The 26,920-nt window shown below is 50.8% G+C and carries 25 protein-coding genes and 2 tRNA genes; 6 read left to right on the forward strand and 21 right to left on the reverse strand.

Translation table 11 applies throughout. The features are described 5' to 3' along the window. The 9 genes from pknB to DXD02_RS09095 form a co-directional block, all read right to left on the reverse strand. On the reverse strand, positions 1-2,268 hold the full coding sequence (gene pknB, locus DXD02_RS09055; RefSeq protein ID WP_118640304.1) for a Stk1 family PASTA domain-containing Ser/Thr kinase: 2,268 nt from the start codon (positions 2,266-2,268) through the stop codon (positions 1-3). Then, positions 2,262-3,005 carry a Stp1/IreP family PP2C-type Ser/Thr phosphatase gene (locus DXD02_RS09060; protein ID WP_022463152.1) on the reverse strand — a complete coding sequence of 248 codons (744 nt, stop codon included), beginning with the start codon at positions 3,003-3,005 and terminating at the stop codon, positions 2,262-2,264. The genes pknB and DXD02_RS09060 overlap by 7 nt, the downstream gene beginning before the upstream one ends. A 30-nt stretch (positions 3,006-3,035) precedes the next feature. Beyond that, complete coding sequence (gene rlmN / locus DXD02_RS09065) at positions 3,036-4,076, reverse strand: 23S rRNA (adenine(2503)-C(2))-methyltransferase RlmN (protein ID WP_055226967.1); 1,041 nt, start codon at positions 4,074-4,076, stop codon at positions 3,036-3,038. 3 nt (positions 4,077-4,079) lie between these two features. Further along, the gene (gene rsmB / locus DXD02_RS09070; protein ID WP_118666747.1) at positions 4,080-5,444 is read right to left on the reverse strand and encodes a 16S rRNA (cytosine(967)-C(5))-methyltransferase RsmB; all 1,365 of its coding nucleotides are present in this window, start codon (positions 5,442-5,444) and stop codon (positions 4,080-4,082) included. Further along, the gene (locus tag DXD02_RS09075; RefSeq protein WP_118666748.1) at positions 5,437-6,132 is read right to left on the reverse strand and encodes a zinc metallopeptidase; all 696 of its coding nucleotides are present in this window, start codon (positions 6,130-6,132) and stop codon (positions 5,437-5,439) included. Before DXD02_RS09075 ends, rsmB begins: the two co-directional genes overlap by 8 nt. An 86-nt stretch (positions 6,133-6,218) precedes the next feature. Further along, positions 6,219-7,190 carry a methionyl-tRNA formyltransferase gene (fmt, locus tag DXD02_RS09080; RefSeq protein WP_055219781.1) on the reverse strand — a complete coding sequence of 324 codons (972 nt, stop codon included), beginning with the start codon at positions 7,188-7,190 and terminating at the stop codon, positions 6,219-6,221. Between the two features lie 27 nt (positions 7,191-7,217). Further along, positions 7,218-7,709: a peptide deformylase gene (gene def / locus DXD02_RS09085; RefSeq protein WP_055219778.1), complete on the reverse strand. Its 492-nt coding sequence runs from the start codon at positions 7,707-7,709 to the stop codon at positions 7,218-7,220. Positions 7,710-7,772: 63 nt separating this feature from the next. Continuing rightward, positions 7,773-10,001, reverse strand: coding sequence for a replication restart helicase PriA (gene priA / locus DXD02_RS09090; protein ID WP_118666749.1), 2,229 nt, complete (start codon positions 9,999-10,001; stop codon positions 7,773-7,775). Further along, complete coding sequence (locus DXD02_RS09095; protein WP_118666750.1) at positions 9,998-11,473, reverse strand: UDP-N-acetylmuramoyl-L-alanyl-D-glutamate--2,6-diaminopimelate ligase; 1,476 nt, start codon at positions 11,471-11,473, stop codon at positions 9,998-10,000. The genes priA and DXD02_RS09095 overlap by 4 nt, the downstream gene beginning before the upstream one ends. 197 nt (positions 11,474-11,670) lie before the next feature. Between DXD02_RS09095 and arcC the strand changes: the two genes are divergently transcribed. Next, complete coding sequence (arcC, locus tag DXD02_RS09100; RefSeq protein ID WP_022463144.1) at positions 11,671-12,600, forward strand: carbamate kinase; 930 nt, start codon at positions 11,671-11,673, stop codon at positions 12,598-12,600. Between the two features lie 75 nt (positions 12,601-12,675). Here the strand turns inward: arcC and DXD02_RS09105 are convergent, their stop codons facing one another. The 10 genes from DXD02_RS09105 to DXD02_RS09150 all read right to left on the reverse strand — a co-directional run bounded on the left by DXD02_RS09105 (position 12,676) and on the right by DXD02_RS09150 (position 22,473). Further along, positions 12,676-14,073, reverse strand: a complete 1,398-nt coding sequence (locus tag DXD02_RS09105; RefSeq protein WP_055265793.1) for a glycine--tRNA ligase — start codon at positions 14,071-14,073, stop codon at positions 12,676-12,678. A gap of 27 nt (positions 14,074-14,100) precedes the next feature. Beyond that, positions 14,101-14,793 (reverse strand): hypothetical protein, encoded by a 693-nt coding sequence (locus tag DXD02_RS09110; protein ID WP_118666751.1) that lies wholly within the window; start codon positions 14,791-14,793, stop codon positions 14,101-14,103. A 25-nt stretch (positions 14,794-14,818) separates the two neighbouring features. Next, positions 14,819-16,099, reverse strand: coding sequence for an adenylosuccinate synthase (locus tag DXD02_RS09115; RefSeq protein ID WP_055265795.1), 1,281 nt, complete (start codon positions 16,097-16,099; stop codon positions 14,819-14,821). Between the two features lie 141 nt (positions 16,100-16,240). Beyond that, on the reverse strand, positions 16,241-17,677 hold the full coding sequence (gene purB, locus DXD02_RS09120; RefSeq protein WP_118666752.1) for an adenylosuccinate lyase: 1,437 nt from the start codon (positions 17,675-17,677) through the stop codon (positions 16,241-16,243). A 167-nt stretch (positions 17,678-17,844) separates the two neighbouring features. Further along, a complete protein-coding gene (locus tag DXD02_RS09125) occupies positions 17,845-18,603 on the reverse strand; it encodes an amino acid ABC transporter ATP-binding protein (RefSeq protein ID WP_118666753.1) in 759 nt (252 codons plus the stop codon). Between the two features lie 24 nt (positions 18,604-18,627). Beyond that, positions 18,628-19,275, reverse strand: a complete 648-nt coding sequence (locus DXD02_RS09130) for an amino acid ABC transporter permease (RefSeq protein WP_022463138.1) — start codon at positions 19,273-19,275, stop codon at positions 18,628-18,630. A gap of 6 nt (positions 19,276-19,281) precedes the next feature. Next, a complete protein-coding gene (locus DXD02_RS09135) occupies positions 19,282-20,136 on the reverse strand; it encodes an amino acid ABC transporter substrate-binding protein (protein WP_118666754.1) in 855 nt (284 codons plus the stop codon). 206 nt (positions 20,137-20,342) lie between these two features. Further along, positions 20,343-21,467: an alanine racemase gene (gene alr / locus DXD02_RS09140; protein WP_022463136.1), complete on the reverse strand. Its 1,125-nt coding sequence runs from the start codon at positions 21,465-21,467 to the stop codon at positions 20,343-20,345. Positions 21,468-21,578: 111 nt separating this feature from the next. Then, a complete protein-coding gene (locus DXD02_RS09145) occupies positions 21,579-22,034 on the reverse strand; it encodes an Lrp/AsnC family transcriptional regulator (protein WP_022463135.1) in 456 nt (151 codons plus the stop codon). A 172-nt stretch (positions 22,035-22,206) separates the two neighbouring features. Continuing rightward, the gene (locus tag DXD02_RS09150) at positions 22,207-22,473 is read right to left on the reverse strand and encodes a 4Fe-4S dicluster domain-containing protein (protein ID WP_022463134.1); all 267 of its coding nucleotides are present in this window, start codon (positions 22,471-22,473) and stop codon (positions 22,207-22,209) included. 251 nt (positions 22,474-22,724) lie between these two features. Here DXD02_RS09150 and DXD02_RS09155 point away from each other — a divergent pair. The 5 genes from DXD02_RS09155 (at position 22,725) to DXD02_RS09175 (ending at position 25,080) form a co-directional block, all read left to right on the forward strand. Next, a tRNA-Gly gene (locus DXD02_RS09155) sits at positions 22,725-22,795 on the forward strand. Positions 22,796-22,815: 20 nt separating this feature from the next. Then, positions 22,816-22,887, forward strand: a tRNA-Gly gene (locus DXD02_RS09160). Between the two features lie 82 nt (positions 22,888-22,969). Continuing rightward, positions 22,970-23,818, forward strand: coding sequence for an NAD(+) diphosphatase (nudC, locus tag DXD02_RS09165; protein WP_055226996.1), 849 nt, complete (start codon positions 22,970-22,972; stop codon positions 23,816-23,818). A gap of 108 nt (positions 23,819-23,926) precedes the next feature. After that, complete coding sequence (gene trxA / locus DXD02_RS09170; protein ID WP_022463132.1) at positions 23,927-24,244, forward strand: thioredoxin; 318 nt, start codon at positions 23,927-23,929, stop codon at positions 24,242-24,244. A gap of 152 nt (positions 24,245-24,396) precedes the next feature. After that, complete coding sequence (locus DXD02_RS09175; protein WP_117509659.1) at positions 24,397-25,080, forward strand: Crp/Fnr family transcriptional regulator; 684 nt, start codon at positions 24,397-24,399, stop codon at positions 25,078-25,080. Positions 25,081-25,152: 72 nt separating this feature from the next. Here DXD02_RS09175 and DXD02_RS09180 read toward each other — a convergent pair whose 3' ends face one another. Further along, positions 25,153-26,181 (reverse strand): S66 family peptidase, encoded by a 1,029-nt coding sequence (locus DXD02_RS09180; protein ID WP_055265801.1) that lies wholly within the window; start codon positions 26,179-26,181, stop codon positions 25,153-25,155. 13 nt (positions 26,182-26,194) lie between these two features. After that, a complete protein-coding gene (locus DXD02_RS09185; RefSeq protein WP_022463129.1) occupies positions 26,195-26,890 on the reverse strand; it encodes a YigZ family protein in 696 nt (231 codons plus the stop codon). Positions 26,891-26,920 lie beyond the last annotated feature (30 nt).

The following is a 26,920-nucleotide window of genomic DNA, read 5'->3' on the forward strand; positions in this document are numbered from 1 at the left end:
TCACCCTTCACTCAACGGAACCGATGGGTACTGTGCAATTGCCTGATAACTTCCGCTCGAATCCATCTCATAGAAGACGATTCTTCCGGTAGAAGAAGCAGACGATGAAGCACTCCAGTTGGTGTTGACAGAATACGGCCAGCTCGTAATGGCCTGTCCGTCCATGATGGTGATGGAGGTCTCGTTTCCGTTCCCATCATCCTGGATCAGCTCAATTTTTGCAATACCACCCTGATACTGATCCGGCGCACTTAAGGTCTGGCTGCAGGACCAGGTAACATCCGTAGCGGTATTTGCGCCCGGCTCTGCCGGTGTCGGGGTCGGTGTATTCTCATCCGGCGTCGTTGGCTGTGCACTCGGGCTATTGACATAAATCGTAACGTCAGAACCTTTCTTTACTTTGGTTCCGATTGCCGGGTCAACCTCCATGACTTCGCCCTCGGCCACCTTGCTGCTGGTTCCTGTTTTCACAATAATATTGAAATCGCTCAGGATTGATTTTGCTGTCTCCTCATCCAGGCCGATTACATCACGGATTGCAATTTCTTCCGCGTCCTTGGATCCCTTGCTGATCACCAGCGTAACGGTAGATTCCGGCGCAACCTGACTTCCCTCTGACGGGTCAACGGAAATAACCAAGCCTTCTGCAACGGTATCGCTGAAATCCTCTGTTGTGGAAACCTGCAGTCCCAGCTGAGTCAGTGCAGCACTTGCAGCGTCTTTCTGTGTTCCAACAATGCCGGTCGGAATGGTTACGGTTTCTTTTCCGGAGCTTACATAATACGTAATCGTTGCATTTTTATCGACTTTCGTTCCCGGTTTCAGATCCTGGCGGCAGATCTTTCCTGCCTCAATGACATCCGATGCCTCGGTTCCGCCGTTGACTACACCAAGGTTCAGGCTGTTTGCCAGATCGACGGCATCTGCCTCGGTTTTGTTGGTCAGATCCGGAACGGTTACTTTTTCCTCTTCTTTGCTGCTGGAAGAAACAACTTCCGTGCTGCTCGAAGATGATGCGGAACTGGAAGAAGCTGCGGTCGGTCCTTTTCCGCCGACAATGCCGGCTGCCTGTGCAATAAAGTAGATCAGCATGCAGATGATGATGGCTGCAATCGCAAAACCGCCGATTGTGATGATCTTTTCGAGTTTGTTTCCGGCTTTGTCATCGTCGTCGTCATCGTCGTAGTAGGAATCGTCGTCATCCTCATCGTAGGAATCGCGGTCATCCTCTTCTTCGTCCTCATCCTCGTCTTCTTCGTCCTCGTAGCTGTAATCTTCGTCCTCTTCCTCATCCTCGATCTTGCTGTAGCGCTTGCGGGCCGGCTCCTCTGCCGTCTGCGCATTTGCCTTTGCTGCTGCGCCGGAACGGATCTGGCTTAACTCCTCTGCGGATACCATAACAGTCTCGGCGTGAGAACTTAACGGAGTTACTTTTACGAAATTGCCCTGCGGCTCCATCAGCGAATGCTTCAAGTCGTCGATCAGCTCCGCCATGTTATTGTAACGGCGGTCCGGGCTCTTCTGGGTACATTTTAAGATGATCTGCTCCAGTGCGAACGGAAGGTTCGGGGTATATTTGGATGGAGATTCAATCTCCTCCTGCAGATGCTTGATTGCGATGGCAACGGTGGTATCGCCGTCAAACGGCACTCTTCCGGTTACCATCTCGTACATGGTGATGCCAAGGGAATAGATATCACTCTTATAGTCCGAATATCCGCCGCGCACCTGCTCCGGAGAGCTGTAATGTACGCTTCCCATAACGTTCGAACTGATCGTATTGGAAGAAGTTGCCTTTGCAATACCAAAGTCGGAAAGTTTTACTTTTCCGTCTGTGGAAATGATGATGTTCTGCGGTTTGACATCGCGGTGTACAATATTGCGGTTGTGTGCTGCTTCAAGACCAAGGGAAACCTGAATGGCGATGCTGGTTGCCTCTTTTACGCTCAGTTTCCCTTTGCGGTCAATGTAATCCTTCAGAGTAATTCCCTCGACAAGCTCCATGACGATATAGTAAACGCCGCGGTCCTCCCCGACATCGTACACGTTTACAATATTCGGATGGGACAGTCCTGCTGCGGCCTGTGCCTCCGTGCGGAACTTGCGGATAAAGGTTTTATCCTCCCGGAATTCCGGTTTTAAAACCTTGACGGCCACCATGCGGTTCAGCTTGTGGTCTTTTGCTTTGTAGACATCAGCCATACCGCCGGAACCGATCCGGCTTATGATCTCATATCGTTCTCCTAAAATAACGCCCTCTTTTAACATTCTTTCACCTCGTTTGTAAATGGTTCAACGACAATGACTGCGATATTGTCTCTGCCGCCATTTGCATTTGCTTTATCAATTAAACGTTTCGCCTTGTCCTCACCGTCTTCTCGGCAGATGAGTTCGAAAATCTCCTCATCCGTTACCATGTTGGAAAGGCCGTCCGAGCACATCACCAATTGATTGCCCTCTTCAAGCTGAATGTCAAAGAAATCAATCTTTACGGTATCCTGTGTGCCTACTGCTCTGGTAATAATGTTTTTGTCCGGGTGATTCCGCGCCTGCTCGGGAGTGAGTTCTCCAAGGCGCACCATCTCTGCAATCAGGGAATGGTCCTGCGTCACCTGGTCAAACGTGCCATCTGCTGCCAGATACAGCCTGCTGTCTCCTACGTTTGCAACGTAGGCATAGTTGCCGACAACCGTAGCTACTACCATCGTCGTACCCATGCCTTCCATGGATATATCTCGTTTTGCCTGCTCAAAAATCTGGCTGTTTGCTGCTTCAATTCCATGCCGAATAATCCGCACCGGGTTGAAATTCGTATCCCTTTTTACAGATTCCACCAGTACAGAAACACCGTAACGCGAAGCAAAATCGCCCGCGTTATGGCCTCCCATGCCGTCTGCAACGACAAAGAGGTTCGGAAGGTTTCCGACCGGAGAGGCGGAGGCAAACACAAAATCCTGGTTCATCGTCCGTTTCTGTCCGATATCGGTTGCAGAAAATACCTTCATGCTTTTTTCTCCTGTATTGACAGCCGCTTTTTACGGCTGTTCGTTTGATTTATCGATAAAACTTTTTCTTAACTGTCCACAGGCTCCGTCAATATCGGCGCCCATTTCCCTTCTAATAGTAACATTAATTCCGTATTTTTCAAGTTTATTTTTGAAATTCTCTACGACTTTTTTCGTTGATTTCACGTAATCGCGCTCTTTGATCGGGTTGACCGGGATCAGATTTACATGACAGTTGATATCCGAAATCCGCGCGGAAAGCTCTTTTGCATCGGCTTCGCTGTCATTTTTCCCGCCAACGAGAGAGTACTCAAATGTAATCCGACGGCCTGTTTTTGCAAAGTAATTGCGGCATGCATCGAGAATTTCATCAATGGAATATTTATTGGCAATCGGCATCAGCTCGCGGCGCTTTTCATCGTTCGGCGCATGAAGGGAAAGTGCCAGGGTGATCTGGAGTCCCTCATCTGCCAATTTGTACATATTCGGCACGATTCCGCAGGTGGAAACGGTGATGTTTCTCTGGCTGATGTTGAGTCCTTCCTGGCTCGAAAGCAGCCGCACGAAGCGCACCAGATTGTCGTAGTTGTCCATCGGCTCACCCGTTCCCATGACAACCAGATTGGAGACCCGCTCCCCGGTGTCCTCCCAAATCCGGTAAATCTGGTCGAGCATCTCCGACGGAGTCAGGCACCGCACGAGTCCGCCGATTGTGGACGCGCAGAAGCGGCAGCCCATCCGGCAACCGACCTGGGATGAGATGCAGACGGAATTTCCGTGGTGGTACTTCATCCAGACGCTCTCGATCACGTTGCCGTCGCTAAGGCGGAACAGGTATTTTCTCGTTCCGTCGATTTTGGACTCCTGCACCTGCACTTTTTCGAGACAGGTAAGCGGATACTGTTCCTTTAATTTTTCCCGGAAGGCAAGCGAGAGATTCGTCATCTCATCGTAGCTGCCCGCCAGACGATGATGCATCCAGTCGTATAACTGTTTGGCACGGAACGGCTTTTCTCCCATCTGCTGGCAGGCGTCCTTTAATTCGTCTAAGGTCATTGATTTAATATCCATCTGTTACGCCCGTCCTTTCTCTGTTTTCCGGAATTTTGCAAGGAAAAATCCGTCTGTCTTGTGTACCCCCGGGATCAGCTGCAGCTGTCCTTTGGCCGTTTCTCCGCTTTTCAGCTCATCCGGCAGCAGTTCATCCAGACTGACTGCTTCAAACGGGAACTGTTCCAGAAACCATGCGGCATTCTCGCTGTTTTCTTTTCTGTTGACGGTACATGTGCTGTACAGCAGTGTGCCGCCCGGCTTTACGTACGATGCGGCATTTGCAAGGATTGCCCGCTGAATCCGTACCAGCTCCTCTTCTTTTTCTTTTGAAGCGTAATATTTGATATCCGGCTTTCTGCCGATGACGCCGTATCCGGTGCACGGCAGGTCCGCAATCACAACGTCCGCTTTTCCGATCCATTCCGCATCGAGCTGTTCCGCATCTTTTACCTTCGGCACGACGCAGGAAACACCTGCTCTCTGCACATTTTCCCGGATCAGATCGACCTTGTATTCGGTGAGATCACGCGCTTCCACGCATCCCTGATTTCTCATTTTATCTGCTGCATGGAGGCTCTTTCCACCCGGTGCCGCGCAGAGATCCAGCACCTGGTCACCCGGCTTTGGATCCGCCAGATGCGCCGCCATCATGGAGCTCACATCCTGAATCTGGAACCGGCCTTCCTGGAAGGCATTCAGTGATGCGATCGTCTCAAAGTTTTTCAGATAGAACGCCTCGCCAAGATACGGCGCTTTTTCCAGCTCTGCCTCCTGGCTTTCCAGGCTTTTCTTCGTCTCCTCGATCGTATTGTTCCAGCGGTTGATACGGATCGTCACCTGTTTTTCTTTCAGGAAATCCGCCATCATCGTTTCTGCCGTTTCTTTTCCGTACTGGGATACGAACTCCTCAACCAGAAATTCCGGCATGGAGTATTTCACGGAAAGATACTGCGTAGTATTGTTCTCCTTCGGCATCGGCAGATGATCTTTCTCCCGCACGATCGTGCGCAGAACGCCGTTGACAAAGCCCTTTAAGTTGTAAAAATGCTTCTTTTCCGCCAGTTTCACCGCCTCATTGACGACTGCCGAATCCGGTACTGCGTCAAGAAAACGGATCTGGTACACCGACATCCGTAAGATCGCACGAATCACCGGCTTGCATTTGTTGATCTTGATTTTGGAATACTGATTGATGATGTAGTCATTCTGGATGCCGTATTCCACGGTTCCCTCGCAGACCCGCTTGATAAACGCACGGTCCTGCCGCGGCAGGAACTGGTATTTATCGAGGGCATCCCTTACAGCAAGATGGCAGGGCGTTTTCTCCCTGTCCATCTCAAGCAGAATGTTCATAATCAGCTCTCTTGTATTGATTGTATCAGTCATCATTTCTCCTAAATGCTCCGGATAAAATCAGCAGCCGGAGCAGCTGCAGCAGAGAACCGATCACCGCTGCCACGTATGTCATGGCTGCAGCCCAGAGTACTTTCTTGACTCCGTCGTGTTCCGTCTCTGTCACCATACCGCCCTCACTGAGCATTTTTAATGCTCTTCTCGACGCATCGAACTCGACCGGAAGTGTTACCACCTGGAATGCCAGTGCCAGCACAAACAGCCAGATACCGGCTTTCACCAGCATCGGAAGGCTGAAAATCAGTCCGATCAGGAACAGCGGCCAGAAAAGCTGGGATCCAAGATTCGCTGCCGGAACAATGGCGCTTCTTACTTTCAGCGGCACGTAATCCGTATTGTGCTGTACGGCATGGCCGCACTCATGCGCTGCGACACCGATCGCTGCGACCGAGGTTGAATCGTAAACCGCATCCGATAAATTCACGGTTTTTGTCCGCGGATCATAGTGATCGGTCAGTTTACCGGATACGTGGCGGACGGTCACATCGTAGATGCCGGCCTGATGCAGAATGCGCATCGCCGCCTCGCGTCCCGTCATGCCGCTGTACGAGCGGACGGTCTGATATTTGCTGAAAATCGTGTTCATGCGGACGGATACCGCCATGGAAATCAGTGCGGCAAGAATCACCAGCAGATACGTACTGTCATAAAAAAGTCCCATATCGTTTTTCTCCTTTTTTCTCAGGCACAGCAGCCATCACACCGCTGTGCCGTTCCCCGCCTCAACTTCAGGTTGCTTTTTCTCTTTTATTCGCCAAGTCTGGTACCCGGCTCGATCGCATAGCCGCGCAGGAAATCGGCGGTTTTCATCCGTTTCTTTCCTTCGAGCTGCAGCTCCTCGATCACCAGAATGCCGTCTCCCGTCTTTACATGGAGACCTGTCTCATCTGCCACCCAGACTTTTCCGGCACTCTTCGTCGGATTCTGTCCCGGAATTTTCGAGAACAGATCGCCGCCGAACATGGCAATGACTTTGGCATCCCAGATTTTCAGGTTCTTTCCGTTTACTTTTGTAAAAGCACTCGGCCACGGGCTCATCGCACGGATCTGACGTTCGATCTCAACGGCACTCTTCGTCCAGTCGATCTTTCCGTCTTCTTTTTTGATCATCCGCGCATACTCTGTAGTGCTTATCTCCGGCTGTTTTTCCGGTGTCACTTCGCCTTTTTCAAGTTTTGGAAGTGTCTCCACCAGAAGTTTTGCTCCGGCTGCGGCGAGCTTGTCAAAGAGACTGCCGCCGGTCTCATCTGCTGCAAGCGGAACTTCCACTTTCGTCAGCATATCGCCTGTGTCGAGGCCTTCATCCATCTTCATAATGGTTACGCCGCTCACTTCATCGCCGTTCATGACAGCCCACTGGATCGGCGCTGCTCCGCGGTAAGCCGGAAGCAGGGATGCATGAACGTTGATGCATCCGTATTTCGGCATGTCCAAAATCTCTTTTGGAATAATCTGGCCGAATGCAACGACAACGATCACATCCGGCTCCATTTTCCGGATCTCCTCGATCGCCTCTGCATCCCGCACGCGGCGCGGCTGATAGACCGGAAGGCCGTGTTTTTCGGCTGCCTCTTTCACCGGTGTCGGCATCATCTGTTTTCCGCGGCCCTTCGGTTTGTCCGGCTGGGTCACAACGCCTGTGATCTCATAACCGGCCTCCACGAGCGCCTCAAGTGTTCCCACGGAGAAATCCGGGGTTCCCATAAATACCACTTTCATCTGAAGTCATCTCCTTTATTTTAAGACTTACTCTTCGTCCTCGTACTCCTCATACTCATCGTACGTGTTGTCCCAGAGTTCGCCTTCTACTTTTTCTGTATACATATGTCCATCGAGGTGATCGCACTCGTGGCAGATGCAGCGGGCAAGAAGTTCGGTTCCCTCCAGTTCAAACGGCTGCATGTCGCGGTCCAGCGCTCTTACCTTTACGTAATTCGGACGGGTTACTGTACCGGATTTTCCCGGAAGGCTTAAGCAGCCTTCTGCTCCTGTCTGGCTTCCGGAAGTCTCCAGGATTTCCGGATTGATCAGAAGATGTGGGGTTCCATCCACATCCATGACTACGATTCTCTTTAAGATGCCGACCTGCGGTGCGGCAAGGCCGACACCGTTTGCCTCATACATGGTGTCAAACATGTCGTCGATCAGCTCGCTGATTCTTGGTGTCATCTTCTCCACCGGTCTGCATTTTTTTGTTAATACGCGGTCGCCTACGACTCTGATTTCTCTGATTGCCATAATTCTTTTCCTTTCTTTTGCTCTTCTATTATAAATAATCTATGTGTAAATAGTATGAAAAAACTAATACTTTCTGCTGAAGTCAAACTGTAAATAAACGGTACGGAAGCCTTTGTTAATCTCGATATACCGCTCCAGTTTTTCCCGCAGCTCTGCCAGCACCTCTTCCTGCGGCGCGCGTACATACACGGCCATGCGGTACAGGTCATTGATTTTCGACACTGCCTCACTTGCCGGGCCGATGATCTGGACTTCGCGGTTTCCCCGGATGCGGATGAGATATCTGCGAATGTATTCCATCGCCTGCGTCAGATGCGCTTCATCCTCCCCGGCTCCGTGGATCGCCAGAAGCTCCGCCGCCGGTGGATATCCCATCAGACGGCGGTAGTCCATTTCTTTCTCGTAAAATGTCCCGTAATCCTGCTCTGCCGCCGTCTGAATGCTGTAATGTTCGGGATGGTACGTCTGAATGACTGCCATTCCCGGCTTTTCGCCTCTTCCGGCGCGGCCGACTGCCTGCGTCAGCAGCTGGAACGTACGCTCCCCGGCACGGTAATCGACTGCATTCAGGGAGAGATCCGCCGCCAGCGCTCCCACCAGCGTGACATTCGGGAAATCGTGGCCTTTTACGATCATCTGGGTTCCAATCAGGATATCGGCCTCCCCCGCCGCAAATGAGGACAGGATTTCTTCATAACTGTTTTTCGTTTTTGTCGTGTCGCCGTCCATCCTAAGAACGCGTGCCTTTGGAAACAGCTTTTTCACGTTCTGCTCGATCTGCTGTGTGCCGGCACGGAAGCCGCCGATGTACGGGGAACCGCACGACGGGCACGCATGTACCTGCGGTGTTTCATAACCGCAGTAATGGCAGATGAGCTTTCCGTTATTGTGTGCTGTCAGTGATACATCGCAGTGCGGGCATTTCATCACATGGCCGCATGCACGGCATGAGACGAAGCCCGCATAGCCTCTGCGGTTCAGAAACAGTACAACCTGTTCCTTTTTTTCAAGCCGTTTTTCGATCTCTTCCCGCAGTTTTCCGGACAGAATCGAACGGTTTCCCATCTGTAATTCTTCCCGCATATCCGCGATCCATACGGACGGAAGTGCTGCATTTCCGTACCGCGCATCCATCCGGAACAGCGCGTACGCTCCCGTCTCGCAGGCGTAAGAAGCATCCACCGACGGCGTTGCCGAACCCATCACCACATGGGCATGCTCCAGCCCGGCGCGGCGCACGGCGGTCTCCCTTGCATGGTAGCGCGGCGTCACTTCACTTTTATAGGAGGTTTCATGCTCCTCATCGATTACGATCAGCCCCAGATCCGGAAACGGTGCAAAGAGTGCGGAACGCGGACCGATCATAATACTGACCTCCCCGCGCCGCGCGCGCTCCATCTGGTCGGCGCGCTCGGACGGTGTCATCCGCGAGTTGACCACCGTGACCCTTGTTCCAAACCGTGCGCAGAACCGCTCCACGTTCTGATACGTCAGCGCAATCTCCGGGATCAGCACGATCACCTGTTTTCCTTCCTTCAGCACTCGCTCCATCAGCTCCATATAGACGAGCGTTTTGCCGCTTCCCGTCACACCGCGGATCAGGCAGGGGCGGTTCTGCCCTTCCCATTCCTTTTGAATGCCGTCCACCACGGCCTGCTGCTGTTCGTTTGGTTTTCCCGCAGTTGTTCTTCCTGCCGCATCAGATACCGGATTTCTCCAGGTGCTCGTACGGCGGATTTCCAACACGCCCTGCTCTTCCATCACGTGCAGCGTATCTGCCGTGATTTTCAGTTCCTTGCTCACAACCGGCCCTGGAAGAACCGGCTGGGCCAGCAGCGCGTTTAAGAGACGGATTCTCGCTTTATAATTTTTCTTTCTGTAGTTTTCCAGCAGCTCCTCACACTCTGCGGGATCTGCAAGAAGCGCAATTTCGCGGGTTTCTTTCCCGCGCGCCTTTACTTTGACCGGAAGCACCGTCTTTAACGCCTGGATCATCGTCGATCCGTACGTATGACGCATCCACGCGGCGAGCGCGATGAGTTTCGTCTCTACGGTCGCCGCATCCTTTTGTACCGCAAGGATGGCCTTCATCCGGTCCTGCGGATATTTCGGCTCGTTTCCGATGGAAAGCACATAGCCGGTGATCGTGCGGTTTCCGTTTCCAAACGGAATCTGTACCGCCGTTCCCGGACCGATCTCCCCTGTCAGTTCCGGCGGAACCTTGTACTGAAAGGTCCGGTCCAGTTTTTCATTTGTGATATCTACGATTACATCAGCGTAAACGCTGCTCATACATTCCCCTTACTTTCTTCCAGTATTTCCCGGATCAGCACGCGCTCATCCATCTCGTACCGTTTCCCCTTCCGGATCTGATACGTTTCGTGGCCTTTTCCCGCGAGCACCACGAGATCGCCCGGCTGCCGGTTTTCGATCACATACCGGATCGCCTCCTTACGGTCCGCAATCTCAACGAAAGCGCCTTCTGTTTTCCCGATTCCCGTCCGGATATCGTCCAGAATCGCCTGTGGTTCCTCATCCCGCGGATTGTCCGAGGTGATGACGGTCAGATCCGCCAGACGCCCCGACACCTCTCCCATCTGGAATCTCCGGTCCCGCGCGCGGTTTCCGCCGCAGCCGAAGAGACAGATCAGGCGCTTCGGATGGTATTTCCGCAGTGTCTTTAACAGGCTTTCAAGGCTCATCGCATTGTGTGCGTAGTCAATGAGAAGCGTCATTTCCGGATACACCGGAACTGCCTCACACCGCCCACGGACGCGGACTGCGGAAAGTGCCTCCTGCATCGCCTTTTCCGGGATTCCCATCTGCGCGCAGACCGCAATGGCGGCAAGCGAGTTGGAAACGGAAAACAGACCCGGCAGATCTACCCGTACCGGAAAATCCGCTGCGCCCTGCACCCGGTATGAGACACCGAGCACGCCGGGCGCCTGATCGAGTGCTGCATCTGCTGCCATAAAATCAGCTTTTTCCCTGCATCCGAATGTCACCAGACGGCAGGTGCTCTGCCTTATGATCTCCGGAAACCTTTTGTCATCCCGGTTTACAATTCCGGTTCTGCAGGTGCGAAGCAGCTTCTTTTTGCAGGACAGATATTCTGCAAACGATGCATGCTCCCCGGCGCCGATGTGGTCGTTTCCAATGTTGGTGAACACACCGTAATCAAACGTAATTCCATCACACCGGTGCTGTTTTTCCGCCTGCGAGGAAACCTCCATCACAACATGGGTGCAGCCCTCCCACATCATTTCAGAAAACAGCTTCTGCAGCACAACAGGCTCCGGCGTTGTATTTTCTGACAGAATGCTTTTTTCCCCGATCCTCGTCTCGATCGTTCCGATGAGTCCTGCGCGGATCCCTGCTTTTCGCAGGATTTCGTAAATCATATATGCAGTCGTCGTCTTTCCCTTCGTGCCGGTCACTCCGATTGTCACAAGGTGCTGCGCCGGATCGTCCTCCCAGGCACAGGAAAGCTGTGCGAGTGCTTCTCTGCTGTCCTTTACTACGAGTACGGTTACCTTTTCCGGAATCCCTTCCAGTTCCCGCTCCGCAACCAGGACAGCAGCGCCCCTCTCGACTGCTTCTTCTGCATATACGTGCCCGTCCATCCTGTTTCCGCGGATGCAGACAAACACGTTCTGCGGCTGTACTTTTCTGCTGTCGCATGTGATTCCTGTAACTTCCGCATCCAGACTGCCCTGCTGGAGCTGATATGCGATCCGCTTTTGTAACGTGCGCATGTTTTTCATGCCGGGACCTCCCTTTCACGTTTCAAATCCCTACGACTCAGATACTTTTATAGAATACCATAGTCCGAAAAACATTTCAATGTGCGCAATGTCGGTTTCTTCTTGATTTTTGCTCCCATAAACTTTATAATAGTTTTATATTGATGCCTGGTTTTTTCGTATCAAAATCTATGAACTGCAAAGAGAGGTATCTTCCAATGAAAAGAAAAAAAATAGTTGTTGCACTGGGACACAAAGCTCTTGGAACGACGCTGCCGGAACAGAAAGCAGCCGTAAAACGTTCCGCAAAAGTAATCGCAGATCTCGTTGCTGCCGGCGCTGATGTTGTCATCACCCACAGCAATGCGCCGCAGGTCGGCATGATCCACATGGCGATGAATGAATTCGGCAAAATGCACACCGACTACAGCGCAGCCCCGATGTCTGTCTGCTCCGCTATGAGCGAAGGCTACATCGGCTACGACCTGCAGAACGCCATCCGTGCTGAGCTTCTCCGCAGAGGAATCTTCAAAACCACATCCACGATTCTTACACAGGTTGAAGTAGATCCGTACGACGATGCCTTCAACAATCCGGTCAAACTGATCGGCCGTACGCTTACCAAAGAGGAGGCTGACGCAGAGGAAGAAAAAGGAAACTACGTAACGAAAACCGAGGACGGCTACCGCCGAATCGTTGCTGCTCCGAAGCCGCAGGATATCGTAGAGATCGACTCCATCCGTCTTCTTCTCGATGCCGGACAGGTTGTCATCGCAGCAGGCGGCGGCGGAATCCCGGTTCTCCCGCAGAATGAAGAGTTAAAGGGTGCATCCGCAGTCATCGAAAAAGACCTCACCAGCGGCCTGATGGCAGAAATGCTGAACGCAGACATGCTGATGATCCTGACCAGCGTGGAAAACGTTTCCATCAACTACGGTACCCCGGACGAAAAACCGCTGGAGCACATCACCGTTGCTGACGCGAAGAAATACATCGCAGAAGGCCAGTTCGGAGAAAACTCCATGCTGCCGAAGATGGAAGCAGCTGTTTCTTTCCTCGAGAAAGGCATCGGCCGTACCGCAGTCATCACTTCCATTGATTCTGCACTCGCCGGATTCCAGGGAAAAACAGGTACGATTATCGAGTAATACAAAGTATACAAAAAAGGATTCCCGCGAGTGGGAATCCTTTTTTCTACTCTTTTTTCGGACTAAAAAGCCAGATTAGAAAGTAAATTTATCTGCAAAGTAAGCATCGAGATCCTCAATTTTAATTCTCTCCTGCTCCATGGTGTCACGGTCACGGACGGTAACAGCACCATCGGTCTCGGAATCGAAGTCGTAGGTGATGCAGTACGGAGTACCGATCTCATCCTGACGGCGATACCGTTTTCCGATATTTCCACGGTCATCAAACTCGCAGTTGTATTTCTTGGACAGCTCTGCAAAGACTTTCTCAGCGCCCTCGTTCAGCTTCTTGGAAAGCGGAAGCACACCGATTTTTACCGGTGCCAGTGCCGGATGGAAATGCATCACAGTACGAACATCATTCTTCTCTGCGTCGAGAACTTCCTCGTCATAAGCGCTGCACAGGAATGCCAGAACGACACGGTCAGCACCAAGAGACGGCTCGATAACATACGGGATGTATTTCTCGTTCTTCTCTGGATCGAAATAGGTCATATCCTGTCCGGATACATTCTGATGCTGGGTCAGGTCGTAATCGGTACGGTCTGCGATTCCCCACAGCTCGCCCCATCCGAACGGGAACAGGAACTCGATATCGGTTGTTCCCTTGCTGTAGAAGCACAGCTCTTCCGGAGAATGGTCTCTTGCACGCATCTCTTCGTCTTTCATGCCGAGGCTCTTCAGCCAGTTGATGCAGAAGCCTCTCCAGTACTGGAACCAGTCAAGGTCGGTGCCAGGCTCGCAGAAGAACTCCAGCTCCATCTGCTCGAACTCACGGGTACGGAAGGTGAAGTTACCCGGTGTAATCTCGTTACGGAAAGATTTACCGATCTGACCGATTCCGAACGGAATTTTCTTTCTGGAAGTACGCTGTACGTTTTTGAAGTTTACGAAGATACCCTGTGCAGTCTCCGGACGAAGATATACGGTGTTCTTCGCATCCTCTGTAACACCCTGGAAGGTTTTGAACATCAGGTTGAACTGACGGATATCGGTAAAGTTATGTTTTCCGCAGGACGGACACGGAATCTGATGCTCCTCGATGAAGTTCTTCATCTCTTCCTGGGACCATGCGTCTACACTGCCGCCTTCGATTTCAATGCCTTTTTCCTCGCAGAAGTCTTCGATCAGCTTGTCTGCACGGAAACGCTCGTGGCACTCTTTACAGTCCATCAGAGGATCGGAAAATCCGCCGAGATGACCGGAAGCTACCCATGTCTGCGGGTTCATCAGGATCGCGCAGTCAACACCTACGTTGTGCGGGCTCTCCATCACGAATTTCTGCCACCATGCTTTTTTCACGTTGTTTTTCAGCTCAACACCGAGCGGGCCGTAATCCCAGGTATTTGCCAGGCCGCCGTAGATTTCGGAACCCGGATATACAAAACCTCTGGATTTTGCTACTGCCACAATTTTGTCCATTGTCTTTTCCATAGTTAGTTACTCCTCTATTTTATTTGTTTACTTACCATAAACAACAATAACAGGACTGGCAAGAAGAACGTCCTGCTCATATTCCTGCTCTGTTTCTTCTGTCTTAGTCTGCTCTGATGATGACGCAGAAGCACTCTCTGTGGACTTTGTGGTCCACTCGCCGGCCGTATCCACCGTGTTTTTTCCTTTGATCACGGCTGTACCGAAAACGCAGAGCACCGGATCTTCCGTTACGATTTCCAGCGGCTCCTCGCAGACAATCACGCGTACATGCTTAACGCCTTTGACCGCATCTTCGACTGAAACCTCATTGCCTTTAGAATCGACAAAGGAAGCGGAAAAATCATATCCCGCTTCTTCTGCCTCATCCAGCGTGCCTGCGAAAAATTCTGCTCCGTGATAATCCGCGTAGGACTGGTAATCTCCGTATTCCATCCGGATCTCCACCTTGTCCTCTTTGATCTGGCATTTTTCCAGCTTCACGGAATCCGCATCGCCGCGCTCCTCTGTGAATTTTTTGATGTCATCCTCCACAAAGACCTTCAGTTCGTCTTCCGTGTAATCATCGTCTTTGCTGTAATCTTCCACAATGGCTTCTGTCACAACACCATTTTTGCTCACATAGACAGATGTCGTTGTCACATCTTTTAACTTCTCACAGCCCGACAGCAGCACGGAAGCCGCTGTCAGAACTGCGAGAAGCTGTCCTGCTTTTTTCATAAAAATCCTCTAAAAACCGCCTGAATTATTTGTTGCGGTAAATGATATCGTCTCTTCCCGGCCCGTTGGAGATCATGGTGATCGGGAATCCGATTTCTTTCTCTACAAACTCGATGTAGTTTCTGCAGTTCTCCGGCAGATCCTCATATTTCTTGATGCCGCGGATATCGCATTTCCAGCCCGGAAGCGTTTTCAGCACCGGTTTTGCTTTCTCAAGAATGCTGGTGTTCGGGAAATCGTGGATTTCTTTTCCGTCTACTTCGTATGCTGTGCAGACCGGAATCTCATCCAGATAGCCAAGTACGTCAAGTACGGTGAACGCTACATCGGTGGTACCCTGCATTCTGCAGCCGTAACGGGAAGCAACACAGTCGAACCATCCCATACGTCTCGGGCGGCCTGTGGTTGCACCGAACTCTCCGCCGTCTCCGCCGCGTCTTCTGAGCTCATCTGCCTCATCGCCGAAGATCTCGGAAACGAAAGCACCTGCTCCTACTGCGCTGGAGTAAGCTTTGCATACGGTTACGATTTTCTTGATTTCATATGGCGGAACACCTGCTCCTACTGCGCCGTAGCCGGCCAGTGTGGAAGAAGAAGTTACCATCGGGTAAATTCCGTGATCCGGGTCTTTTAAGGAACCAAGCTGACCCTCAAGCAGGATCTCCTTGCCTTCCTGAATCGCGTTCCACAGGAATGCGGAAGTATCGCATACGTATGGCTCAACCATTTTTTTGTATTCCATCAGCTCTGCATAGATCTCATCCGGATTTAACTGCGGTTTGTGATACAGATGCTCGAGCAGAATGTTCTTGGTTTCGCATACGGATTTCAGTTTCTCTTTCAGGTGCTCATCGTCGAACAACTCGTTTACCTGGAAACCGATTTTTGCATATTTATCTGAGTAGAACGGAGCGATACCGGATTTGGTGGAACCAAAGGATTTTCCGCCCAGACGCTCTTCCTCATACTGATCGAACAGGATGTGGTACGGCATTACCATCTGTGCACGGTCGGAAATTTTGATCTTCGGTGCCGGCACTCCCTTCGAAACGATCTCATTTAACTCTTTGATCAGAACCGGAATATTGAGTGCAACACCGTTTCCGATTACGCTTGTTGTGTGGCTGTAAAATACGCCGGATGGAAGGGTATGAAGTGCAAACTTTCCATAGTTGTTTACAATGGTATGGCCTGCATTCGCACCACCCTGGAAACGGACAATAATGTCTGCCTCTTTTGCGAGCATATCGGTAATCTTACCTTTTCCCTCGTCTCCCCAGTTTGCTCCTACTACTGCCTTAATCATGTGACATCCTCCTAATTCAACGTATACTTGCGGCCTCTTTGTTTCGGCCGTTCATGCATAGTATACCATGTTTTCTTCATAAGTAAAACTTATTATTACTTATAAAATTTGTTTTTTTATTATTTCTGTTTATCAAACGCATCAGACGTTGATTTCCGCAGTCATGCCAAGTGCCTCTTTGTTTGCCTCAAGCACCGGATTAACTACGTTCTTCAGGAATGCGTCAACCTGTACGGATGCGCGGCCTGTGTATTTGGACGGATCCATCGTCTTTTCCAGCTCTTCTTTGGTCAGATGGAACATCTCATCCGCTGCGATCAGATCCAGAAGATCGTTGTCGCGGCCTTCCTCTTTGACATGTTTTCCGGCGATCATGGACAGCTCGCGGATTCTCTCATGCAGCTCCTGACGGTCGCCGCCTGCTTTTACCGCATCCATCATGATATTCTCAGTTGCCATAAACGGAAGCTCTGCCATCATGTGTTTTAAGATAACCTTTGGATAAACCACAAGTCCGTCTACGACGTTCATGCACAGATCCAGGATACCGTCGATGGCAAGGAAGCCTTCCGGAATGGAAAGTCTCTTGTTTGCAGAGTCATCGAGGGTTCTCTCAAACCACTGTACAGAAGAGGTGATGGCCGGATTTAATGCATCGGTGATCACATAACGGGACAGGGATGCGATACGCTCGCTTCTCATCGGATTTCTCTTGTATGCCATGGCGGAAGATCCGATCTGTCCTTTCTCGAACGGCTCCTCAACTTCTTTTAAGTGCTGCAGAAGACGGATGTCGTTGGAGAATTTTGTTGCGCTTGCCGCAATGCCTGCCAGAACGTTTAATACTCTCGTATCGACTTTTCTGGAATACGTCTGTCCGGAAACAGGATAGCAGTTCTTGAAGCCCATTTTCTCAGCGATCATCGGATCGATCTTGTCGATGGTCTCCTGATCTCCGTCGAACAGCTCTAAAAAGCTTGCCTGTGTGCCTGTTGTTCCTTTGGAGCCGAGCAGCTTTAAGGTGCTCTGTACGTACTCGAGATCTTCAAGGTCCATTAAGAACTCCTGCATCCACAGGGTTGCACGTTTTCCGACGGTGGTCGGCTGTGCCGGCTGGAAGTGGGTGAAGGCAAGGGTCGGCTGGTCCTTGTAGGTATCCGCAAATTTTGCCAGCTCAGCGATAACGTTCACCAGTTTTTTCTTCACCAGCTTTAAGGCTTCGTTCATGACAATGATATCGGTATTGTCGCCTACGTAGCAGCTGGTTGCTCCCAGATGGATGATTCCTTTTGCTTTCGGACACTGTACGCCGTAGGCATACACATGGGACATTACGTCATGACGGCAGACTTTCTCTCTTTCTTTTGCCACATCGTAGTTGATGTTCTCGGCATTTGCTTTCAGTTCTTCGATCTGCCCATCTGTAATAGAAAGTCCCAGTTCTTTTTCTGTCTCAGCCAGCGCAATCCATAACTTTCTCCAGGTACGGAATTTCATATCCGGGGAGAAGATGTACTGCATCTCCTTGCTTGCATAACGTTCGGAAAGAGGGCTTACATATCTGTCAGTTCCGCTCATAGACACGATTCTCCTTTTCTTGTCAAAATGTGTATTCGGTTTCTCTTTTATCCCCGCTCTTTTTCATCCCCAAAAACAGAACGGGGCGTATAAAGAGCGTGTTTGAAATACGTTTCAACCACGCTCTAGTATAACGCATGTTGTTTTTTTAGGCAAGTGCAACGTCGTTACTTCTCACGAAATTTTCCCAAAAAGCCCTGCATTCTGGCATTTTCGGAATCGAAGACTTCGTCCGGCGTTCCTTCCACGGCGATCACGCCCTGGTCCATAAAGATGATGCGGTTGGAAATCTCCCGGGCAAAATTCATCTCGTGGGTAACGATCACCATGGTCATATTCATCTCCGCAAGGGATTTGATGACCTTCAGCACCTCGCCTGTCAGCTCCGGGTCGAGCGCCGAAGTCGGCTCATCAAAAAAGAGCACCTTCGGGTTCAGCATCAGCGCACGCGCAATCGCAACCCTCTGACACTGACCGCCGGAAAGCTGACACGGATACGCCTTTTCTTTTCCTGTGAGTCCCATTTTCTGCAGCAGCTCTTCTGCCTGTGCTTCCACCTCCGCACGATTGCGTTTCTGCACATGAATCGGCGCATCGCAGAGGTTTTTCATCACATCATAATGTGGAAACAGGTGGAAGCTCTGGAATACCATTCCAAAGTTTTCCTGAATTTTCCGCAGCACGGCCGGCTTTGCATAAACGGATTTTCCATTTTGCATGGTGACTGCCTGCTCGCCAAGATATGTCAGGTCACCGCCCTCCATCGTCTCCAGCATCGCCGCACACCGCAGCAGCGTCGATTTTCCCGATCCCGACGGGCCGATGATCGAGAGCACCTCGCCCTCTTCTACTTTGAGGGAAATATCTTTTAACACTTCGAGATCCCCAAAGCTCTTTCTTACATGGTTCATTTCCAGATAAATCATATCGTTTTCCGCTCTCTTCTATAGTTAATGATAATAAGAAAATTTCTTTTCCAAAAGTTCCATCACCCACGCCACGACAAAATTGAAGATGTAGTAGAAAATACCGGCGGCGACGAACGGAACCATCGTGGTCTTGGCCGCCGCGATCTGTTTTGCGATCGTGAACATTTCCACATAGGAAATGGAAAAGGCCAGCGACGTATCCTTGACCAGCGTAATCACCTCATTGGTGATCGCCGGCAGAATCCGTTTCACAACCTGCGGCAGAATAATGCGGACAAACGTCTGTCCCTTCGAATAACCAAGAAGCTTTGCTGCCTCGTACTGTCCACGATCCATCGAAACGATGCCGGAGCGGTAGATTTCTGCAAAATAGGCGCCGTAGTTTAAGGCAAATCCGGTGATAATCGCCGGAAAGCGCCATTTTCCTATGTTCATACCGAACAGATAGAACGGTCCGAAGTAAACCACCATGAGCTGCAGCATCAGAGGCGTGCCGCGCATCAGGGAGATATAGAGCCGGAAAATTCCGCTCACAATCCGGTTTTTCGACATACGCCCGAAGGCGATCAGCAGACCGAGCGGCAGGGAAAATACGAGCGTCAGGACAAATATCGAGATCGTTCCCGCCATTCCGGTACTAAGCTGTGATAGAATCATGGACAACTTCATGCTGCTTTACTCTCCTTTTTTCTCCAGACACACCATGTCTGCGATTCCGTATTTTTCTGCGAGCTTGTCGAATGTTCCGTCGGCCAGAACCTGCTGCAGGCCTTCGTTTACTTTATCGCAGAGCTCGGTATTTCCTTTTTTGAATCCGATCGCATATTTCTCAGAGTTCAGGTGCTCGTCGAGGATTTTGTATCCTTCTCCGCGGCTTTCCAGCTGATATTTGGCAACGCCGATATCCATGGCAACCGCATCGATGGAACCTGCCTGAAGCTCTACAAACGCATTGTTGTAATCCGGGAACTGCTGCAGAGCGGCGAAAGTATCGGCGAGTTCTTTCTGACCGCCTTCTTCCTCACTCTGTAAAAGATCGAGTGCTGCGGATGCTGCCTGCACACCAACCGTCTTTCCTGCCAGATCGGACAGGCTGTTGATGCCGGAATTCTCAGATACGACCATCACCTGGCTGTTGTCCACGTACGGATCAGACCAGGTGTAATCGTCCTCTCTGCCGTTCATGGTAAAGCCGTTCCAGATGCAGTCAATCGCACCAGAATTCAGCTCGGTATCTTTCGCATCCCAGTTGATCGGGGTTTTTACCAGCTTCCAGCCGTAAATCTCGCAGACTGCCTCGGCGAGCTCCAGGTCAAATCCGGTGTAATCGCCCGTCTCATCGTCCATGTAGCCGTACGGCGGGTATTCTGCATCGAAGCCTACGGTAAAGGTTGTCGTTCCGTCTGCGGAAGAGGATGCTGCTCCTGCTGATGAGGCAGATGTTTTTGCTGTGTCTGCAGAGCCGCAGCCAGCCAGCAGGGCAGATGCACAAAAGGCTGCTGTCAAAATGCTAACCATTTTCTTTTTCATAATAATCTTCTCCTTTTCTACGTGATCATGTTATCACTGTACTACGCTAAACTAATTGGTATCCTACCATACTCCGGCACCGCCTGTCAACCCGCACCGGTTAAATAATCCAGAAAACCTGTTCCAACACAAAAAAGTCTCCGAAACGGTCAGCAGATTCTGCTTTTTTCCGTCTTCGGAGACTTTGATTTTTCTATTTTGGATAACTATTTATAAACCCTTGTTACACGGCTGCTGATATCGCAGAGCATCTCGTAATCGAAACGTGCCGCCGGATTGGCGATCTCTTCGATCGTGATGGTCTCATCCCCGTCGGTTCCGACAAGCGTTACAACGTCCTCCACCTGCACATCCGGGATGTCGGTCACGTCCACCATCATCTGATCCATACAGATTCTTCCGATGATCGGTGCTTTTTTCCCGTGGATCAGCACACAGCCCTGGTTCGAGAGAGCTCTCGGATAGCCGTCTGCATAGCCGGCTGAAACAGTTGCGATCCGTGTCATCGGTTTCTCGGTCACATACGTGGCACCGTAGCTGACGCCGATGCCCGGGCCGACTTCCTTCACATGGATGACATGGCTCTTCCAGGAAAGCGCCGGGATCAGATCGAGACGCTCTTTTTTTACCTCCTCGGATGGGTAAATGCCGTAGGTGATGATACCGGAACGCACCATCTCAAAGCGGTGATCGTCAAATTCCATGATTCCGGCGGAGTTGCAGATATGGCGAAGCGGAATCGTCACGCCGCGCTCTGCTAAAAGTGCCGTCATCTTATCATATTTTTCCATCTGCATCGAACAGTACGTCTTGTCTTCCTGATCGGCGCAGGAGAAATGCGTAAACATACCTTCCAGCTCGATGTGCGGAAGATCCGCGATTTTTGCCGCCTCATCCGCATCGTGCTCCGTCACCTGGAAGCCGATCCGCGTCATGCCGGTATCGACCGCAAGGTGTGCTTTTGCTTTCCGGTTCTGGCGTGCTGCCTCTTTTTCGAGGGCAAGCGCCTGTGCGTAGCTGTCGATCGTCTGAGTGATGTCGTATTCCACAAGGTCGCCGTACTGGGACGGGGACACGTAGCCGAGAATCAGGATCGGCGCGGAAATGCCGTTTTCTCTGAGCTCGACAGCCTCCTCGATGGTTGCGGTTGCAAAATAATCAACCTGGTTTTCCAGATAGGATGCTACCGGAACGGCACCGTGGCCGTAGGCGTTCGCTTTTACAACGCCAAGGAGTTTCACGCCCTCCGGTAGTCTTTTTTTCACTTCTCTGATGTTATGCCCGATCGCTTCGAGTGAAATCTCTGCATAACAGCGTAAGTATCTGTTCACTTTTTTCCTTCTTTCTTTCCGTACTTTTTCTGAGACGCCAAAACGTGCCTGAAAACTCTTTCGGATTATTTTCAGACACGCTCTCGTATCAGATTCCGGCTGTGCCGGTTTTTATTTGTCCGGTCTGCGGATGGCGGAATAGATATTTTTTACATTTTTCAGCACTACATGCGTTCTTGTCGCATCGACGCCCGGAAGGCTCATCACCTGGCGGTGGATTTCTTCGAGTTCGTCGGATGAGTGACAGGAAATGCGGATAATCAAATCAAAATCTCCAGTCTGATAATAGCAGGATACGATGTACTCCAGTTTCTGGATCGCATCTGCAAAACTGTCAAAGAACTTCGGATGCTCCAGGCTGACTTCCATCAGCGCGGTCATCTCATTTCCCGTTTTCTTTTCGTCTACAATAATGGTGTATTCTTTAATCACTCCGGTTTCTTCCATTTTACGGATTCTCTCGATGACTGCAGAAACCGATAAATGAATCTCTTTGCTGATATTGGAAGCCGTCTCGCGGGCATTTTTCTGCAATATCTTCAGAATCTTATAATCAATGGCATCCATGTATTTTTCCTCCCATAAGAATTGACAGGGCCTCTCTTTCCAGATCTTAGCGTAAAATTTCCCTGTCACTACCTTTCTATTATATCAAATTTTTCAGATAAGTCCAGTTTTTCCCAAAATATTTTATAGAAAGATTAGAATTTTTCTTTAAATTGCACAGATACCGGTTTTTCTATTCTTCGAAGGTTTCTGCAATATCCTGCATCAGAATGCCGATCCCGAGGTGCTGCGGGCACTGCTTTTCACAGCGATAACAGTTGATGCAGTCATCGGCACGTTTGTCCTGACGCTCATACTCTGCACGAACCGCTTCGACGCCTTCCGTCGCTGTCCGGTTGTAAAGCGCAAACAAACCCGGGATGTTGATTTTTACCATGCACGGCATACAGCTCTGACAACCGGTGCAGCAAACCAGAAGTTCTGTTCCATTTTCCTGCATAGGGAAATTCCCCCTTTTTTGCTTTTCCGTTTTTCTATTATAGTACATTTCCCGTTCTGGAACAAGGCTGATCTTTGCGGACATTTTCACGCCCCTTTCACCCTGAATTTTCTCCTTTTTCAGTGTTTTGAAAATTTTTTAATTTTTTTCAAAAAAGGGGTTGACTTTTTCTCATCTTTCCTGTAGAATACGTTTTGTCAGTGAGGCACGGCAGTCAACAAGACAGAGAAAAAAATCAGTGCCCATCATCTGCGGGTGTAGTTCAATGGTAGAACACCAGCCTTCCAAGCTGGATACGTGGGTTCGATTCCCATCACCCGCTTCATCCAAAAGGATGTATATGCGCGAGTGGCTCAGGGGTGGAGTACAACCTTGCCAAGGTTGGGGTCGCGGGTTCGAATCCCGTCTCGCGCTCTTTTTATTACCGAAATTTCTTCACAGGAATTTCGGTTTTTTGTTTTATCAAAAACTTTTTTTACCAAGGAAAGGAGTTCTTATGATTCAGGATATCGCTCCGCATAAATATTATGTAGATTACCACCCTTCCACACCGAACGATACCGATCTCGTTTTCATCTACGGTCATCACACAATTCTGTGCAATTTTGAAGATCCGCAGATCCGCTATCCTTCGATTGCAGAAATTGCACCTGTTTTCCCGGAAATCCGGGAAAAAGCAAAATTTCTGTTCCGTATCGACGAAACCAATTACTATGAACTGCGCCGCCCGCAGCTTTCGGAATTTGATATCTGGAAATATGAAAACACACTGATTCTGCGCCGCGCCGTTCCGGGATGGCTCGGATTCGCCGGCATCACCGGCTACCAGATCCACACCTGGTACACAGACCACACCTACTGCGGCCGCTGCGGAACCAAGATGCACGCGCCCGGAAATGAACGTGCGATGCAGTGCCCGTCCTGCGGCGCACTCTCCTATCCGGTGATCTGCCCAAGCGTCATTGTCGCCATCACTGATGGCGACCGCCTGCTGCTCACGAAGTATGCGCCATCCCACAGCAGCCACCGTTCCTATGCCCTCGTCGCAGGTTATACAGAAGTCGGCGAGACACTGGAACAGACGGTGCACCGCGAGGTTATGGAGGAAGTCGGATTGAAAGTCAAAAATCTGAGATACTATAAGAGTCAGCCATGGTCCTTCAGCGGTTCGCTGCTTGCCGGCTTCTATTGCGATGTAGACGGCGATCCATCCATCACCCTCGATCGCGACGAGCTCTCCACTGCCGAATGGTTTGACCGCGGTTCCCTGCCCGAAACGCCAAATCTCATCAGCCTGACCGGCGAAATGATCGAATGTTTCCGCCAGGGAAAAGAACCCAGATAGTTTTGTGACTTAGTCACAGAACTTCCCGTTCTGCTGTGATATTCTACAGTCACAACAGAAAAACAGTTACCGGGAATTACCCGTACAATAAAAAGGAGGACTTCTATTATGTCATTAATTCATGTTACATCCAAAAACTTCGAAAAAGCTCTGCAGGCAGCACCTGGCGTTGCCGTTGTTGATTTCTTTGCTACCTGGTGCGGACCGTGCAAAATGCTCGCCCCGGTCATCGAAGAGGCAGCTGAGGATATGCCGGAGATCCAGTTCTACAAAGTAGACGTTGACGAAGCACCGGAGCTGGCAAGATCCTTTAAAGTCATGAGCGTTCCGACCCTCGCTTTCTTCAAAAACGGCGAACTCGTAAAGAAAAACGTCGGCGCCGTTTCCTATGAGGAGCTGGAAGAGCTGATTAACTCTGTAAAATAAACAGCGTAATATTGGAAATGCAAAAAAAACGTATCGGCACAAAAACCGATACGTTTTTTCTTGCATTTCTTTCTGTTCTTTTCTATCATGGAAGAAACGGCTGCTGCCGTAGTTTACAAAAGAACGTTCTTCTTCCGAAAGGAGTTTTATTTATGTCATCTTTTCTGGAATCCTGTTTTCAGGAGCATTATCCATTTTATTCAAAGCTTACCGCCGATGAACAGCAGACACTCGTGCTCTCTTCCGTCCTGACGACGTATCAGCGCGGCGATTTTCTCTACAGCTGTGACGATGACTGTCTCGGCGTTCTGCTTGTCCTCTCCGGCAAGCTCCGCATCTTTATCCAATCCGGCGAGCAGCGGGAAATTACCCTGTTTACCACCGGTCCCGGCGAAGTCTGCACGCTGTCTGCCTCCTGTGCGATGCAGGAAATCAGCTTTGATATTCTGATTGAGGCCGAGGAGGAGACGAAAGTTCTCATCACTCCGGCCAGCACGTTCCGCAGACTGTTAAATCAGAATATTTACGTTGAAAACTACATTTACCGGGAAACAACGGAGCATTTTTCCGAAGTCATGTGGGCGATGGGCCAGCTTCTCTTTACGCGGCTTGACCAGCGCCTTGCCGGATATCTCGAGGATGAACGCATCCGCACCGGTTCCCCGGTGCTCTCCACCACGCACGAGCAGATCGCGCGGAACCTCGGCAGTGCCAGAGAGGTCGTTTCCCGCACCTTAAAGTCGTTCGAGAAAGACGGCATCGTCGCACTCTCCCGCGGCACGGTCACGATTCTCGATGTCAAAAAGCTCCGCGGCATCTGCCGGATGCGCCGATAGTTCTTCTACGCGCGCAGACATTTTCCCACAGGTTCTGCCCTGCCGCTCGAGAAAATATTTTTCAAAAGCGTTCTAACGGCACTCCATCTTAATTTCAATCTCATTTCCTTCCACGGCCACCTTCGCATAACTTCCGACGATCAGCGGCATCGCCGGATGAAGGTGTCCGATGTCGAGATCCATCACGATCGGCACGTTGTATTTTCCAAGCAGATCCGTCACGGCGCGGTACTGGTCGAGTTCCCCGAATTTCTGTCCGAACTGCAGCGGGCGGCCAATCAAAAAGCCTTTCACATATTGGAACCAGCCGGCGTGCTCCATCTGCCAGATTGCGCGGCGGATCGCAAAGACGTTCAGATCGCACGCTTCCAGAAACCAGACAAAACCGTCCTCTTTATATTTTTCCACAAAATCAACCGTTCCGTCGTACTTCGTTCCAAGAATATTGACGAGACAGTCGAGACAGCCGCCGATGAGCCGTCCCTCAAATGCACGGTCCGCATCCGGGAAGCGGCGCAGAACGCGCGGTTCTGTAATCTGGTACGGCAGATACGGATTTTCCTCGCTTCTGCCCTTCGCATCGTCTCTTTCCCATCCCTCATAGCCGCGGACGGTACGCACTTCTCCCGTCAGTACGCCAAACGCATCCGCTACGGATTTATGCCACGGCTCCATGCCGAAATCACTCGCACACGGACCATAAACAGCCGCCGTATCGCAGATGGTCGGCAGAAGATACGTAAAATGCGTATTGTCAGAATAGCCGAGATACCATTTCGCCGGTGCCTTTCTGATCTTTTCAAAATCCACGTAATCGAGATCCTCGCACATCAGCTCTCCGCCGCCGCAGGAAATCAGACAGTCATTCTTCTCACTGACATAATATTCCGTCAGCTCTTTTCCGCACTCCTCCGGTGCCGCGCTGATTCCGATGCCGTGCTCTGCATAGCAGTTTGGCCCAAGATCCAGCTGATATCCCATCTCTTTCCATTTTTTCTGTGCATTTGCAAACGCGGACTTGTATGGCTCTGTTGTGCATCCAAACGATGGTGCCACAAAGCCGATCGTTCCGCTCTTTTTCAGATTTTCCGGAAACCTCATGTCGCATCCTCCTTTATCCTAATTCTTCTGCCTCCAGATTCTTATACTGCGTCAGCGCATCCCCGAAGATCAGCTCTCCGTCGTTCTGCGCAAAGTACAGCTCCTCTTCTTTTTCCAGTTTTGCCTTTCCGTTCGTCCCCTCGGTAATCTCCGCGCAGAGACGGTCCACCTCCGTTTTCGGAACGAGAACGCGGATTTTCACCTGATCGGTGTACTCGGATTCCAGAATCGGAATCCCCCGCTGGCCGAGCAGATACTGGATTTTACCGATGCCGTTGTAATCCGTCTCAATCAACAGCCGCACGCCGCAGATCTCGTCAATCAGAACACTGTTTGCCAGCCCCTCCTGCACCGCCTGCGAGTACGCGCGCACCAGGCCGCCCGTTCCCAGCAGCGTACCGCCGAAATACCGCGTCACCACAACAAGCACATTGCGGAGGCCTGCTCCCTGTACCACATCGAGCATCGGCCGCCCTGCCGTGCCGGAAGGCTCCCCGTCGTCGCTGCAGCGCACCGTCTCCTGATTTTCTCCAATAATATACACAAAACAGTTATGCCGCGCATCCCAGTATTTTTTCCGCAGAGCTTCCAGGCAGGAAAGTGCCTCCTCCTCAGATTCCACCAGACGCACCGTCGCAATAAAACGTGATTTCTTCTCCACGATTTCCCCGGTTCCACCCCGGTAAACCGTCCGAAACTGATCGATCATATGTCCTTACTCCTTCACCCAAATATGTAC

It is taken from the genome of Blautia sp. TF10-30, from assembly GCF_003481245.1.
Taxonomy (GTDB): domain Bacteria; phylum Bacillota; class Clostridia; order Lachnospirales; family Lachnospiraceae; genus Fusicatenibacter; species Fusicatenibacter saccharivorans.

What these genes read in the sequence shown, in the direction of transcription:
- pknB (WP_118640304.1), bottom strand. Translation starts at nt 2,268, where the DNA reads ATGTTAAAAGAGGGCGTTATTTTAGGAGAACGATATGAGATCATAAGC.
- DXD02_RS09060 (WP_022463152.1), bottom strand. Translation starts at nt 3,005, where the DNA reads ATGAAGGTATTTTCTGCAACCGATATCGGACAGAAACGGACGATGAAC.
- rlmN (WP_055226967.1), bottom strand. Translation starts at nt 4,076, where the DNA reads ATGGATATTAAATCAATGACCTTAGACGAATTAAAGGACGCCTGCCAG.
- rsmB (WP_118666747.1), bottom strand. Translation starts at nt 5,444, where the DNA reads ATGACTGATACAATCAATACAAGAGAGCTGATTATGAACATTCTGCTT.
- DXD02_RS09075 (WP_118666748.1), bottom strand. Translation starts at nt 6,132, where the DNA reads ATGGGACTTTTTTATGACAGTACGTATCTGCTGGTGATTCTTGCCGCA.
- fmt (WP_055219781.1), bottom strand. Translation starts at nt 7,190, where the DNA reads ATGAAAGTGGTATTTATGGGAACCCCGGATTTCTCCGTGGGAACACTT.
- def (WP_055219778.1), bottom strand. Translation starts at nt 7,709, where the DNA reads ATGGCAATCAGAGAAATCAGAGTCGTAGGCGACCGCGTATTAACAAAA.
- priA (WP_118666749.1), bottom strand. Translation starts at nt 10,001, where the DNA reads ATGAGCAGCGTTTACGCTGATGTAATCGTAGATATCACAAATGAAAAA.
- DXD02_RS09095 (WP_118666750.1), bottom strand. Translation starts at nt 11,473, where the DNA reads ATGAAAAACATGCGCACGTTACAAAAGCGGATCGCATATCAGCTCCAG.
- arcC (WP_022463144.1), top strand. Translation starts at nt 11,671, where the DNA reads ATGAAAAGAAAAAAAATAGTTGTTGCACTGGGACACAAAGCTCTTGGA.
- DXD02_RS09105 (WP_055265793.1), bottom strand. Translation starts at nt 14,073, where the DNA reads ATGGAAAAGACAATGGACAAAATTGTGGCAGTAGCAAAATCCAGAGGT.
- DXD02_RS09110 (WP_118666751.1), bottom strand. Translation starts at nt 14,793, where the DNA reads ATGAAAAAAGCAGGACAGCTTCTCGCAGTTCTGACAGCGGCTTCCGTG.
- DXD02_RS09115 (WP_055265795.1), bottom strand. Translation starts at nt 16,099, where the DNA reads ATGATTAAGGCAGTAGTAGGAGCAAACTGGGGAGACGAGGGAAAAGGT.
- purB (WP_118666752.1), bottom strand. Translation starts at nt 17,677, where the DNA reads ATGAGCGGAACTGACAGATATGTAAGCCCTCTTTCCGAACGTTATGCA.
- DXD02_RS09125 (WP_118666753.1), bottom strand. Translation starts at nt 18,603, where the DNA reads ATGATTTATCTGGAAATGAACCATGTAAGAAAGAGCTTTGGGGATCTC.
- DXD02_RS09130 (WP_022463138.1), bottom strand. Translation starts at nt 19,275, where the DNA reads ATGAAGTTGTCCATGATTCTATCACAGCTTAGTACCGGAATGGCGGGA.
- DXD02_RS09135 (WP_118666754.1), bottom strand. Translation starts at nt 20,136, where the DNA reads ATGAAAAAGAAAATGGTTAGCATTTTGACAGCAGCCTTTTGTGCATCT.
- DXD02_RS09145 (WP_022463135.1), bottom strand. Translation starts at nt 22,034, where the DNA reads ATGGATGCCATTGATTATAAGATTCTGAAGATATTGCAGAAAAATGCC.
- DXD02_RS09150 (WP_022463134.1), bottom strand. Translation starts at nt 22,473, where the DNA reads ATGCAGGAAAATGGAACAGAACTTCTGGTTTGCTGCACCGGTTGTCAG.
- nudC (WP_055226996.1), top strand. Translation starts at nt 22,970, where the DNA reads ATGATTCAGGATATCGCTCCGCATAAATATTATGTAGATTACCACCCT.
- trxA (WP_022463132.1), top strand. Translation starts at nt 23,927, where the DNA reads ATGTCATTAATTCATGTTACATCCAAAAACTTCGAAAAAGCTCTGCAG.
- DXD02_RS09175 (WP_117509659.1), top strand. Translation starts at nt 24,397, where the DNA reads ATGTCATCTTTTCTGGAATCCTGTTTTCAGGAGCATTATCCATTTTAT.
- DXD02_RS09180 (WP_055265801.1), bottom strand. Translation starts at nt 26,181, where the DNA reads ATGAGGTTTCCGGAAAATCTGAAAAAGAGCGGAACGATCGGCTTTGTG.
- DXD02_RS09185 (WP_022463129.1), bottom strand. Translation starts at nt 26,890, where the DNA reads ATGATCGATCAGTTTCGGACGGTTTACCGGGGTGGAACCGGGGAAATC.